This window comes from Stenotrophomonas sp. GQ19, from assembly GCF_059758695.1.
Genome location: NZ_JCAXES010000005.1, coordinates 259568 through 273251, shown reverse-complemented (window position 1 = coordinate 273251; position 13684 = coordinate 259568). Strand labels below are relative to the sequence as shown.

Below are 13684 nucleotides of genomic sequence, written 5' to 3'. Positions count from 1 at the left end.
CGTCGTGGTGCATCTTCGACCTCGATCTGCATCACTTGGTCGTGATCGACTCCATTCTCTCATTGATCATCAGCAACACCCCAAACCACAGCAGGATCGTCACAGCAGCAGCGACTTCGCCGATGATCATCATCAGGGTGAGCCCCTTGAGTGCCGGAAGAAGTATCAGCAGGCGCCAGGAACTGAGCTTGCGACGCTCGCTGACACGTGACCACAGGCACTTTGCTGTCAGCAACAACGTCAGCCCGGCAATGACGCTGCCGGCGATGCGTGCCTCGGCAAGATGGATGGTCAGTACCGAGAACAGGGCCAACGCAGGTGGGATGCACAGCCGCCATGGATGTTGAAAACTCATTGCATTCAACCACCGCGACAGCGCGACCAACGTGACCCACGCCAGCCAACACAGCAGGAGGGCCGCGCAAGCGCGCGCCATCTGGCGCGGGCCGGTATCCAGCACAAGCATGAGGCTGATCGCGATCAACCACACGGGAGACCAACGAAGGGCGCTGACTTGCAGCGACGCCGACGAGAGGTGCCGGTGGTCACCGCAGCGATACCAGAACTCGGCCGTTTCCTGATGGAGTAGCGGATGGGCGGACACTCCGGGGCTGAAATCGAGGGCATCGAGCAGCTGGCGCATCCGTCGCGCGGCCAGCGGCCATACCCCCGCCAGCAACCGTCTCGCGCGCGACATGCCCTGACACAACAGTGCACTGCGTCGCAGACCTCCCTCCACATCGCCGATGCCGCAACGCGTCAGGTGCGCGCGGAGGTGTTGCTGCCCGTGGGGCTGCAATGCCCACAACGCCTGCATCCGCCGCTGTTGACGCAGCAGCAGCCCGAGGTCGATCGAGGCGTTGACATCGTCCCAATCGAAGAAGTCGATCAGGACCTGTGTGTTCTCGGCGCAGATTGGTTCGTCCGCAGCCATCAGTCGCGCACCAATTTCATCGGACAGGGTGCCCTTCAGTGTCAGGGACCAGTTCAGCTGTGCCGCGTTGAGCCAGCGCGCAAGTTCACCGGGCGAGAGCGACCGGGCGTTGCCCATGACACGCTCAGGCAGGTATCGCTGCTCTGCACCGTCGGCTTGTGCGGCCGGCAGAGGGGGGGGCTGAGGGCGAGGTGTATCGGCCCGGTGCAGCGATGAATGTTCGCCCCGCTCTACGACGGGTGGGTGCGCATCGAGGCGAGATTCATCGATGTCCACGTCTGCGTCGAGCGACGTCTGCACTTCCCCTGCCGTCCGTGTTGGATCGAACGCGGCACCCAGCGCGCCGTCGACCGCGATATCGGTATCCGGCCAGGGCTTCACATCGGCGGCCAACCACACGGCATTCGCCTGCAGCGCTTCTGCCATGACCCACGAAGGGGAACTACCGGGTGCTGCGTCGCTTGGCAGCGCAGCTTCCCGGCAGGCGTCCAGCGCTGCCCTGTAGGCCTCATGCAGGCGCTGGAACGCCGCCGGATCGGTGTCGGGCCGGGTGACCCGCAACTTTGCCGCATAGGCGCGCTTGATCGAGCGCGCATCAGCGTCTTCTTCAAGTTCCAGCCACTCCAGGGCCCAGCTCACCTCTGCAATTCCAACTCACCGAGGATGCGCTCCAGGCGTGAGCGATGCTCTTCGACCCGTTGCCGGTCCTGGCTGTCAATACTGTCGCGGAATCCAGCAAGGCAATCCTGCAGGCGGGATCGAAGATCAAGTCGTTCTTCGTACAGCCTTTCCATCCGCGCCACCAAGGCAAGGTTCTGCTGATCCTCGCGGGGGTGGATCTTCAGACAGGCGAGTGCAGCGATCCGCTCGGCGATCAGTGCATCATCCATCTGCATCTGTCCCTGCTGCAGCACCAGTTCGTGGCGCTTTCCCGATGCCTCTTCAATCGCCTCAACGTGCAGCAGGCCATCGACATCATAGGTAAAGCGCACCGTGACGCTGGATCTGTCTCCTCCCTTGCGTGACGTCAGCGGAACCTGAACCTCGCCCAGCTTGATGTTGTTGGCAACCATCGGGCTCTCACCCTGGAAGATATCGATGACCACCACCTCCTGCATGTCCGATGTGGCCTGGAAGTAGTCCTCCCGGCTCACCGGCACCACGCTGTTGCGCGGGATGATCGGATGGAAGAAACCCGCAACATGCTCGCCCTCCGCATTCTCCCGTGACACCTGGGTGCCAAGGGTGTAGGGGCAGACATCGGTCATGACGACCTCTTCCAGGCTCTCGTCGCGTGCCTTGAGTCCACCCGCGATGGCGGTACCCAGCGCGATCGCGTGGTCGGGATGCACGTGCCGCAGCGGCAGGCGGCCAAACATGCGGGCGACCATGCGACTGATCATCGGCATGCGCACAGCGCCCCCCACCAGAATGATTTCGTCAAGATCGTCCGGCTTGAGCTTCGCATCGCGCATGGCGCGCTCAACCGGTGCACGCATGCGCTGCAGCAGCGGCTCGCAAAGGGAGGCGAACGCAGGCTCATCGATCACCCATTGGCGATCGATGCCATCAAGCCGCAGCTGCATACCGGCTTGGCCCCCACTGCTCAGTTCCCGCTTCAGTGCTTCCAGGTGACGGCCGAGCTGTGCCAGTTCCCGGGCAGGCAAGGCGGTACGGTCGATGCCCTGATGTGCATGAAACGCCTGCTCAAGGACGTGCAGGAAGTCTTCGCCGCCAAGGAAGTTGTCGCCTGCGCTGGCGTGAACCTCCACGATGCCTTCGAACAATTCCAGCAGCGAAACGTCAAACGTACCGCCGCCAAGGTCCAGCACCATGACCTTGCCATCTTCACCGCGACGCTGGAGACCGTAGGCCAGTGCGGCGGCGGTAGGTTCATTGATCAGCCGCTCGACCCGGATGCCGGCCAGCATGCCGGCGGTGCGCGTAGCTTTTCGCTGCGTGTCGGAAAAATAGGCCGGCACACTGATGACCGCTTCGCGCACCGGCTGGCCCAGTGCAGCCTCCGCATCGGCCAGCAACGACCGCAGGACCAATGCAGACAGTTCCTCGGGCCGGTACACACCGCCGCCCAATCGGGTCTCCCTGTCGGTCCCCATCCATCGCTTGAAGGTGGCAACCGTCAGCTCCGGATGGCTGACCAGACGGTCTTTGGCCGGCTGTCCGACCAGCACCTGCTTGCCGTCCAGGCTGACCACCGAGGGGGTCAGCACCTCACCATGCGCGTTGGTGAACAGTCGGGGTCCCTCGGCAGCGTGAATGCCGATGAGTGAGTGCGTGGTACCAAGGTCGATGCCGACAATCATGGCTTTCCTGGGTTCTCATGGGTCTTCCATCCTAGAAGCGTCCCCCCGCCCCTGACTGATGGCGGTTGCCCTTCACAGGCTTGAGGGCTATGTTTTCCGGTTGTTCCGACGTTTCCGGGTGTTCCCATGCTGTGTCGCAAAACACTTCCTGCCGCGCTGGCCCTTGGCCTGACCCTCGCCGCCGGCGCCCACGCCGATGAAGGCATGTGGATGCCGACCCAGCTGCCGGACCTGGCCAAGCCGCTGAAGGCGGCCGGCTTCAAGGGCAACCCGGCCGACCTGGCCAACGTCACCGCGCCGCCGCTGAGCGCGGTGGTGCGTGCCGGTGGCGGTACCGGTTCGTTCGTGTCCGCCGACGGCCTGCTGCTCACCAACCACCACGTGGCGATGGGCGTGATCCAGTACAACAGCTCGCCCGAGCACAACCTGATCGACAACGGCTTCATCGCCCAGGGCCGCAGCGACGAACGCGCGGCCAACCCGGACTTCCGCGTGCTGGTCACCACCGGCTTCGACAAGGTCACCGACGAGGTGCTGCGCGACGCGCGCGGCAAGACCGGGCGCGCCTATTTCGATGCGGTCGACCGTGCCAGCAAGCAGCTGGTGGCCGACTGCGAGAAGGAAGGCAACGTGCGCTGCAGCGTGGCCGACATGTACTACGGCACCGACTTCTACCGCATCCGCCAGCTGGAGCTGAGCGACGTGCGGCTGGTGTACGCGCCGCCGCGTGCGATCGGCAACTACGGCGATGAGATCGACAACTTCATGTGGCCGCGCCACACCGGCGACTTCACCCTGCTGCGTGCCTATGTGGGCAAGGACGGCAAGCCGGCCCCGTACAGCCCGGACAACGTGCCCTACCAGCCGCCGGCGCACCTGAAGATGGCCATCGATGGGCCGAAGACGGGCGATTACGCGATGCTGGCCGGCTACCCGGGCATCACCTACCGGCACCGTACCGCCGCCGAGTTCGCCAGCCAGATCGACGCGGTGCTGCCGCGCCGGGTGGCGGTGTTCCAGCAGATGATCGACACCATCGAGGCGGCCACCGCCAAGGATGCGCAGGCGCGTACCCGCTACGCCTCGCAGCTGCAGTCGCTGAAGAACAACCGCAAGCGCGCCGCCGGCGAGCTGGAAGGCCTGCTGCGCAGCGATGCCAAGGCCCAGCGCGCCAGCGATGAAGGCGCGATGCTGAAGGCTACCGACGCCCAATTCCAGGGCGACATCCAGGCGCTGCTGGGCTCGCTGTCGCAGGGCGCGTCGGTGGGTGAACGCGACCTGCTGCTGGACCTGCTGTCGGCGCAGAGCCAGCTGCTGCGTTCGGCGCTGACCCTGGAACGCCTGCGCATTGAATCGGCCAAGCCCGATGCCGAGCGCGAAAGCGGCTACCAGCAGCGCGACCTGGCGCTGATCGAAGGCACCTTGAAGCAGGTGCAGCGTCGCTATTCGCCCGAGGTGGAAAAGGCGCTGCTGACCACGCTGCTGACCCGCTACCAGCAGCTGCCCGAGGCACAGCGCGTGCCCGAGTTCGACGCGGCCTTCGGGCGCACCCCGGCGGCGCTGGCCAAGGCGCTGGACGGCCTGTATGCCAGCACCACGCTGGGTGAGGAAGCCCAGCGCCTGTCGAGGTTTGCCGCGGCAAAGGACGGCAAGCCGCTGGCGCACGACCCGCTGATCGACCTGGCCGGCCCGCTGGTGGCCGCGCAGCTGCGCCTGGACGACCAGAGCAAGGCCCGCGCCGGTGAACAGCTGCGCCTGCGCCCGGCCTACATGCAGGCGCTGTTTGCCTGGCGTGCCAAGCAGGGGCGCGCGGTGTACCCCGATGCCAACCGCACGCTGCGCATCAGCTACGGCAAGGTGGAAGCGCTGTCGCCGCGCGATGCGGTGCATTTCGACCCGGTGACCACCGTGGCCGGCATCGTGGAAAAGAACACCAACGCCTATCCGTTCGATGCGCCCAAGCCGTTGCTGGCCGCGATCGCCAAGGGCGACTTCGGCTCCACCGCCGACCCGGTGCTGAAGACCCAGACGGTCAACTTCCTGACCAACCTGGACACCACCGGCGGCAACTCCGGCTCGCCGGTGCTCAACGCCAAGGGCGAGCTGATCGGGCTGAACTTCGACAGCAACTGGGAATCGGTGAGCGCCAGCTGGTGGTTCGACCCGCGCTACAAGCGCGCCGTGCACGTGGACATGCGCTACCTGCGCTGGTTGCTGGCCAAGGTGTACCCGGCGCCCGAGTTGCTGAAGGAAATGGGCGTTCCGGCGGAATGAGTTGGGGCGGGTCACGACCGACGGTCGTGACCTACCGGTTGGGTGGGGCGTGAACGGTCCGGTGGGGGCGGGCGTGACCGGTCCGGTGTGGCGATGGGCGTCACCGCCCCGGTAGGTGCCCACCGTTGGTGGGCACGGTGCCGGCAATCACGGCCAACCGTTGTGGTCGGCCGGCCGATTGGGCGGTGGCGATGTTTCCATCACGACCAACGGTCGTGATCTACTGCTGTTTACCCTGACGGAATCACCTCGTGGTCTCCAGCTGGATCCTGCTGTTGGTATCGGTGGCCTATGCCGCGCTGTTGTTCGGCGTGGCGTGGTGGGGCGACCGTCGCCCGATGTACCCCGACCGGCCGTGGCTGCGGCCGGTGGTCTACAGCCTGGCGCTGGCGGTGTACTGCTCGTCGTGGACCTTCTACGGGGCGGTGGGCACGGCGGTGCGCAACGGCATCGGCTACCTGCCGATCTACCTGGGGCCGCTGCTGCTGTGGCTGTTCGGCTGGCGCATCATCGAGCGTCTGGCGCTGATCGCGCGCAGCCAGAATGTGGTGTCCATCGCCGACTTCATCTCCTCGCGGTTCGGGCGCTCGCGGCGGCTGGCCGCGCTGGTGGCGGTGATCGCGCTGATCGGCATCGTGCCGTACCTGGCGCTGCAGTACAAAGCGGTGGCGATGAGCCTGCAGGTGCTCACCGGCAATGTCGGGCCCACCGGTTTCTTCACTGATCCGGCGCTGTACGTGGCGCTGCTGATGGCGCTGTTTGCCACCCTGTTCGGTACCCGCCAGGTGGATGCCACCGAGCACCACCACGGCATGATGCTGGCCATCGCGCTGGAATCGCTGATCAAGCTGATCGCGATGGTGGCGCTGGGGTTGTTCGCCTACCTGTGGCTCAACGACCGTACCGACGCGGTGCTGGAGTCGGCGCATACGCTGTTTGCCGGGTTGCCGCCGGTCGGGTTCATCTCGCAGACCCTGCTCAGTTTCCTGGCCATCATCTGCCTGCCGCGCCAGTTCCACGTCGCGGTGGTGGAGTGCGGCGACGTGCGTGACATCCGCCGCGCGCGCTGGATGTTCGGTGCGTACCTGGTGATCATCTCGGCGATGGTGATCCCGATCGCCACCGCCGGCGTGACCCTGTTCGGCACCGGCGGCAGCGTCGCCGACGACAGCATGGTGCTGGCCCTGCCGCTGGCCGAAGGCCGCAAGTTCCTGGCGCTGGTGGCCTACGTGGGCGGCTTCTCGGCGGCCACCGGCATGGTCATCGTGGCCTCGATCGCGCTGGCCACCATGGTCAGCAACGACCTGGTGATGCCGGTGCTGCTGCGCCGCAGTGGCGACCACCAGGAAGCGGCCGACGTGGCCTCGCGGGTGCTGTGGATCCGGCGCACCGCGATCCTGCTGCTGGCGCTGGCCGCCTACAGCTACTACCGCGGCAGCAGCAATGACAGCACGCTGGCCTCGTATGGGTTGATGGCGTTCGCGGCGGTGGCGCAGTTCGCGCCCGGGCTGATCGGCGGCCTGTACTGGCGCGGGGCCAGCCGCCGGGGTGTGGAAGTGGGCATGCTGCTCGGCTTCGCCACCTGGGTGTACACGCTGTTGTTGCCGGCGCTGACCCATGCCGGCTGGATGGATGCGGCGTGGCTGGTGCAGGGGCCGTTCGGCATCGACTGGCTGCGGCCGCAGCGCCTGTTCGGCATGAGCGGCTGGGACCCGCTGACCCACGGCACGTTCTGGTCGTTGCTGGTCAATGCCGCAGCGATGCTGCTGGTGTCGGTGCGCTGGCGCCCGGGCGTCGACGAACGCCTGCGCGCGGCGCCGTTCCTGGACCCGTATGCGCAGCGGCCGTCGGTGGCCGGGGCGTGGCCGGGCCATGTGCACGTTGAAGACCTGCTGGCCCTGGCCTCGCGGGTGGTCGGCGACCGCCATGCGCGGCGCTCGTTCTTCGAGCAGGCCCAGTCGATGGGCCGCGAACTGCAGGCGTCCGCGCCGGCGGACCGGGCCTGGGTGCAGTTCACCGAGCGCCTGCTGGCCGCCTCGATCGGCGCGGCATCGGCGCGCCTGCTGCTGACCAGCCTGCTGCGCGGCTCGGGCATGGACCTGGGCGAAGTGGTGGCGGTGCTGGACGAAGCCGGCCAGGAGCTGCGCTTCAACCGCGAGATCCTGTCCACCACGCTGGAGAACATCAGCGCCGGGGTCAGCGTGGTCGACCCGGACATGCGCCTGACCGCGTGGAACCGACGCTACCAGCAGATGTTCGGCTACCCCGACGGCATGCTCTACGTGGGGCGCCCGGTGGCCGACCTGATCCGCTACAACGCCGAACGCGGTGAGCTGGGCGAGGGCGACATCGACGTGCAGATCAACCGCCGCATCGGCTATATGCGGGCCGGTTCGCCGCACATCTTCGAGCGCACCCGCAGCGACGGCAAGGTTATCGAAATGCGGGGCCAGGCACTGCCCGGCGGCGGCTATGTCACCAGCTACAACGACATCACCGATTACAAGCACGCTGAAAAAGCGCTGCTGGAAGCCAACGAAACCCTGGAGCAGCGCGTGGCCGAGCGCTCGCACGAGGCCGAGGTGGCGCAGCAGTCCAAGACGCGCTTCCTGGCGGCGATCAGCCACGACGTGCTGCAGCCGTTGAACGCCGCGCGGCTGTTCGCCTCCGCGCTGCGCGAGAGCCACCACAACAACGAAGAGCAGCGCCACCTGGCCGAGCGCGTGGATGCCTCGCTGCGCGCGGCCGAGGAGCTGCTGGACGGCCTGCTGGACGTGTCGCGGCTGGATGCGGGCGGGCTGCACCCGGTGATCGGCGATTTCGACGTGAGCCTGTTGATGCGCGAGCTGGCCGCGCAGTACTCGCCGGTGGCGGCAGGGCGCGGGTTGCGCCTGGACCTGTTCGCGCGCCCGGCATGGATCCGCAGCGACCGCCGGCTGTTGCGCCGGGTGCTGCAGAACTTCCTGGCCAACGCGTTGCGCTACACCCGGCAGGGCCGGATCGTGCTGGCGGTGCGCCACCGTGGCAACGAGGTGGAGCTGCAGGTCTGGGATACCGGGCCGGGCATTCCCGAGCACCACATGCAGCAGATCTTCGACGAGTTCCACCGCTACCAGCAGCCCTTCGACTGGGGCGAGCAGGGCTTGGGGCTGGGGCTGTCGATCTGCCAGCGCATCTCGCGCCTGCTCGACCACCGGCTCAACGCACGCAGCCGGGTGGGCAGCGGCAGCATGTTCTCGATCATGCTGCCGCGGGTGGACGCGCCGGTGCTGCCGCAGTCGGCCCTGGTATCGCCGACGCCCACCCCGACCCGGACCGATTCACTGGCCGGCATGCGGGTGCTGTGCGTGGACAACGACCAGGAAATCCTGGACGGCATGCGCGCGCTGCTCGGGCGCTGGGGCGTGGAGGTGATCACCGCCAGCACGGTGGACCAGGCGCTGGAGAAGGTGGACCTGCACCCGGACGTGATGCTGGTGGACTACCACCTGCACGACCGGCTGGATGGCCTGGATACGCTGGTGGCACTGCGCGACAAGGCCGGGCGCGCGATTCCGGGGGCGTTGCTGACCGCCGACGGGCGCGACGAACTGAAGCGGATGGCGCGCGAGCGCGGCTACCGGTTGCTGACCAAGCCGATCAAGCCGGCCTCGCTGCGTGCCTTCCTGGCCGCCTTCCACGCGCCGCGCGGCGACATGTAGCCGCGCGGCGGTGGGGCAGGGCGCATCAGCCCATGGCGCCGCTGAGGTGTTCGTACAGGATCGTCGAGCCGATGATGATCAGGATGATGCCGCCGATGATCTCGGCGCGCTTGCCGACCATGTTGCCCAGCACGCGGCCCAGCATGACCCCGGCAGTGACCATGGTGAAGGTGCACAGGCCGATCACCAGCGCCATCACGCCGATGTGGACATCCAGGAAGGCCAGGCCGATGCCGACCGCCATCGCATCGATGCTGGTGGCAAAGCCGGTGACGGCCAGGCGCCAGAAACCATGGTGTTTGCTGGTGTCTTCGTCCTCGGCACTGTCATCGGGCCGGATGCCGTTGATGATCATGTGCACGCCCAGCGCACCGAGCAGGCCGAACGCGATCCAGTGGTCGAACGCTTCGACGTACTGCAGGGCGGCGCGGCCCAGCAGCCAGCCGATCACCGGGGTGATGGCTTCGATGACGCCGAAGATGAGGCCGGCGCGCAGCGCATCGGGGAAGCGTGGCTTGCGCATGGCCGCGCCTTTGCCGATCGCCGCGGCGAAGGCATCGGTGGACATGGCAAAGCCGATCAGCAGGATCGAAAGGGGAGACATTGGAGTACACGGCAGGTCGGGCGATTGCGAGCAACGGACCGCGAACGCGCCCAACCTGTCGTTGCGCACGCGGACCGCTGGTCTCGCCAACCACGATGGCTACCCGCACCACGGCGCACTGGCCGAGTATGTTGATGCGGGCGATTCCTGCAGCAGGAATCCGGCTACTCCCCAAGGGGACGCGAAGCTTAGCACCGGGCTCACCGGATCGATCATTTACCGGCAATTGCGCAGGCAACGCTGGCTTTCATAGCCCCGGCTATAAGCCGGGGCGGGTAGAGCCGACCGTTGGTCGGCTGCCCTTATCCGCCCACCACGCAATTTCCCCACCGTTCGCACAGCACCGCCACGCAGCGGCCGCATGAACCCACCACCAACCTGCCTGGATGCCGGTAGGGTCGCGCCCCAGCCGACTGCCGATACACGTGCAGCGTTCGGGAACGGCATGACCTTCAACGAAGCAGAGGCCACAGCCGGCGCCGTTCAAACGTCATGCCGATATCGAACGCGGGAGCCGCATCGGCAGTCGGCTGGGGCGCGACCCTACCGGCTGGACATCACGCACACCGCGTCGTCGCAACGCGGAAATGCAACCGGCCGCCCCTGCATGCTCCCTTGACGGGTAGAGCCGACCGTTGGTCGGCTGCTCCTGACGCAACCGCCGCCCTCAATCCTCTTCCGGCGGCAACACGATCTGTTCGTCGTCGATGGCCAGCTTGCCGGCCATCAGCACGGCCTGGGTGCGGTTGGTCACGCCCAGCTTGCGCAGGATTGCGGTGACGTGGGCCTTGATCGTCGCCTCGGACACGTTGAGGTCGTAGGCGATCTGCTTGTTGAGCCGGCCGGCGCCCAGCATCTGGAGCACGCGGAACTGCTGCGGGGTGAGTTCGCGCAGGCGCTGGCCGATTTCGCGTTCCTCGCGCCCGGTCGGCGGCACGTTGTGTGCTTCCGGTGGGGCCCAGGTTTCACCATCGAGGATGGTGCCCAGCGCATGGCCGATGGTGTCCGAATCGGCGGATTTGGGAATGAAGCCGAACGCGCCATGGTCCAGCGCACGCCGCATCACGGTGGGCTCTTCGCGCGCGGACACCACCACCACCGGCAGCTGCGGGTGCAGGGCGCGCATGTGCACCAGCGCGTTGAAGCCCTGCGCACCGGGCATGTTGAGGTCCATCAGGACCAGGTCGGCGTCGGTGTGCTGGTCGGCCAGCTGGTACAGCGCTTCCACGCTGTCGGCTTCAAACAGCTGCACGCCGGGAATGACGCGTTGCACGGCCCCGCGAAGGGCTTCGCGGAACAGCGGGTGGTCGTCGGCAATCAGAAGGGTTGTCATGGTGGGGGCCATGTTGCGAAAGGGGTGACACGACGTAACGGAACGAGTGCATCGAGATGACAACCCCCTGAGTCAGGGGGCGGGGCGCGAGTGAGAAGGGCCCCACGGTCCGCTTGCAGACCGTGGGAGCGACAGCGCGAATGCGATGTGGCGACCCTTACTTCACCTTGCGCTCTTCCACCAGCGACGCCACCACCGACGGATCGGCCAGGGTCGAGGTATCGCCCAGCTGGTCCGGCGCGTTCTCGGCGATCTTGCGCAGGATGCGGCGCATGATCTTGCCCGAGCGCGTCTTGGGCAGGCCCGGCGCCCACTGCAGGTGGTCGGGCGCGGCGATCGGTCCGATCTCCTTGCGCACCCAGGCGATCAGTTCCTTGTGCAGGTCATCGCTCGGCGTTTCTTCGGCGATCAGGGTGACATAGGCATAGATGCCCTGGCCCTTGATGTCGTGCGGGAAACCGACCACGGCCGCTTCGGCCACCTTCGGGTGCGAGACCAGCGCGCTTTCCACTTCGGCGGTGCCGATGCGGTGGCCGGACACGTTGATCACATCGTCCACGCGGCCGGTGATCCAGTAGTAGCCGTCTTCATCGCGACGGCAGCCGTCGCCGGTGAAGTAGCTGCCCGGGTAGGTACGGAAATAGGTGTCGATGAAGCGCTGGTGGTCGCCATACACGCTGCGCATCTGGCCCGGCCACGAATCGCGGATGATCAGGTTGCCCTCGGTGGGGCCGTCCTGGATCTCGCCTTCGGCATTGACCAGCGCCGGCTGCACGCCGAAGAAGGGCAGGGTGGCCGAACCCGGCTTGAGATCGACCGCGCCCGGCAGCGGGGAAATCAGGATGCCGCCGGTTTCGGTCTGCCACCAGGTGTCCACGATCGGGCAGCGGCTGTCGCCGACCACCTCGTAGTACCAGCGCCACGCTTCGGGATTGATCGGCTCGCCGACACTGCCCAGCAGGCGCAGCGAGGCACGCGAGGTGCGCTTCACCGGTGCCTCGCCTTCCCGCATCAACGCGCGGATGGCAGTGGGTGCGGTGTAGAAGATGGTCACCTGGTGCTTGTCGATCACCTCCCAGAAACGCGAGGTGTTCGGGAAGTTCGGCACGCCCTCGAACATCAGCGAGGTGGCGCCGTTGGCCAGCGGACCGTACACGATGTAGCTGTGGCCGGTGACCCAGCCCACGTCGGCGGTGCACCAGTAGATGTCGTCCTCGCGCAGGTCGAACACTGCCTCATGGGTGTAGGACGCATACAGCAGGTAACCGGCGGTGGTGTGCAGCACGCCCTTGGGCTTGCCGGTGGAACCGGAGGTGTAGAGGATGAAAAGCGGGTCTTCGGCGTTCATCCGCTCCGGTTCGCACTGCGCCGGCTGCGCATCGACCACATCGTGGAACCAGCGGTCGCGCGGGGCCTGCATGTCCACCGCGCCGCCGGTGTGGCGCACCACCAGCACGGTCTCCACGGTGGTGGTGCCGGGCAGCTTCAGTGCCGCATCCACGTTGGCCTTGAGCGGAATTTTGCGGCCACCGCGCAGGCCTTCGTCGGCGGTGATGATCAGTTTGCTGGCGCAGTCGATCACGCGGTCGGCGATCGAGTTCGGCGCGAAGCCGCCAAACACCACCGAGTGCACCGCGCCGATGCGTGCACAGGCGAGCATGGCCACGGCGGCGTCGACGATCATCGGCAGGTAGATGGTGACCCGGTCGCCCTTCTGCACGCCGAGGTTGCGCAGCGCATTGCCCAGCCGGCACACGCGCTCGTACAGCTCGCGGTAGGTGACGCCCTGCGACGGTGCGTCGGGGCTGTCCGGTTCGAACAGCAGCGCGACCTTGTCGCCGCGCTGTTCGAGCTGGCGGTCCAGGCAGTTGACGCTGGCGTTGAGCTCGCCGTCCTCGAACCACTTGATGCGGAAATCGTCGAGGTTGTAGCTGACGTTCTTGATCGTGGTCGGCTGCTTGAACCACTGCAGGCGCTGCGCGGCCTTGCCCCAGAAAGCATCCGGGTGCTCGATCGACTCACGGTAGAGCGTTTCGTACGTGTTCTTGTCAATGCGCGCCTTGGCGGAAAAATCCGCCTTGACGGGGTAAAGATCGGCCATGGCACCCTCACTTGCAACAGGACTTGGGTTGTGCGGTCGCAACATAAGGTGCGACCTCTCCCCCTCAGTTTGCCGCATCCACCCTGCTTCGCGGTGGATGGGTGGTTAGACCATGGTCGAACGCGGCAGGAACGCCGGGAACAGGTCAGGTTGGAGCGTACGGGGTGGGCAGCAAGCGGCTGTCGGCGGGTGCCGGGTGCGTTGGGGCCCGTGGTAAGGGGGCGTGGCGCTATCTGTGAGGAAGAGCGTACCGACCAACGGTCGGTACCTGCCCAGGTGCCTGTGGCACCTGCCGTCCGCCGTTGGCGCCCGGGTCGTGCTCGCCCGGCGGGCGCGTACGACTAATGGCCAATAGCCGTTGCGGGCGCGGCGGCCCCACTGTCGGCTCGACCGTGCCCAGCGCGGCGTTCGCA

At 66.7% G+C, this 13684-nt stretch carries 7 protein-coding genes; 2 read left to right on the top strand and 5 right to left on the bottom strand.

The genetic code is table 11. The features are described 5' to 3' along the window. Positions 1–31: 31 nt before the first annotated feature. On the bottom strand, positions 32–1573 hold the full coding sequence (locus tag AC6CHL_RS12295; RefSeq protein ID WP_498294563.1) for a hypothetical protein: 1542 nt from the start codon (positions 1571–1573) through the stop codon (positions 32–34). Beyond that, positions 1570–3258: an Hsp70 family protein gene (locus AC6CHL_RS12290; protein WP_498294561.1), complete on the bottom strand. Its 1689-nt coding sequence runs from the start codon at positions 3256–3258 to the stop codon at positions 1570–1572. Before AC6CHL_RS12290 ends, AC6CHL_RS12295 begins: the two co-directional genes overlap by 4 nt. A gap of 126 nt (positions 3259–3384) precedes the next feature. On the opposite strand from AC6CHL_RS12290, the gene AC6CHL_RS12285 reads away from it, so the two are divergent. Next, the gene (locus tag AC6CHL_RS12285; RefSeq protein ID WP_498294559.1) at positions 3385–5532 is read left to right on the top strand and encodes a S46 family peptidase; all 2148 of its coding nucleotides are present in this window, start codon (positions 3385–3387) and stop codon (positions 5530–5532) included. Between the two features lie 251 nt (positions 5533–5783). Then, on the top strand, positions 5784–9233 hold the full coding sequence (locus tag AC6CHL_RS12280; protein WP_498294557.1) for a hybrid sensor histidine kinase/response regulator: 3450 nt from the start codon (positions 5784–5786) through the stop codon (positions 9231–9233). A 25-nt stretch (positions 9234–9258) separates the two neighbouring features. Here the strand turns inward: AC6CHL_RS12280 and AC6CHL_RS12275 are convergent, their stop codons facing one another. From AC6CHL_RS12275 to acs, 3 genes are all read right to left on the bottom strand, one after another. Continuing rightward, positions 9259–9837: a manganese efflux pump MntP gene (locus AC6CHL_RS12275; RefSeq protein WP_038685438.1), complete on the bottom strand. Its 579-nt coding sequence runs from the start codon at positions 9835–9837 to the stop codon at positions 9259–9261. A gap of 667 nt (positions 9838–10504) precedes the next feature. Further along, a complete protein-coding gene (locus AC6CHL_RS12270) occupies positions 10505–11170 on the bottom strand; it encodes a response regulator transcription factor (protein WP_038685440.1) in 666 nt (221 codons plus the stop codon). A 157-nt stretch (positions 11171–11327) separates the two neighbouring features. Continuing rightward, positions 11328–13271: an acetate--CoA ligase gene (acs, locus tag AC6CHL_RS12265; RefSeq protein ID WP_038685442.1), complete on the bottom strand. Its 1944-nt coding sequence runs from the start codon at positions 13269–13271 to the stop codon at positions 11328–11330. Positions 13272–13684 lie beyond the last annotated feature (413 nt).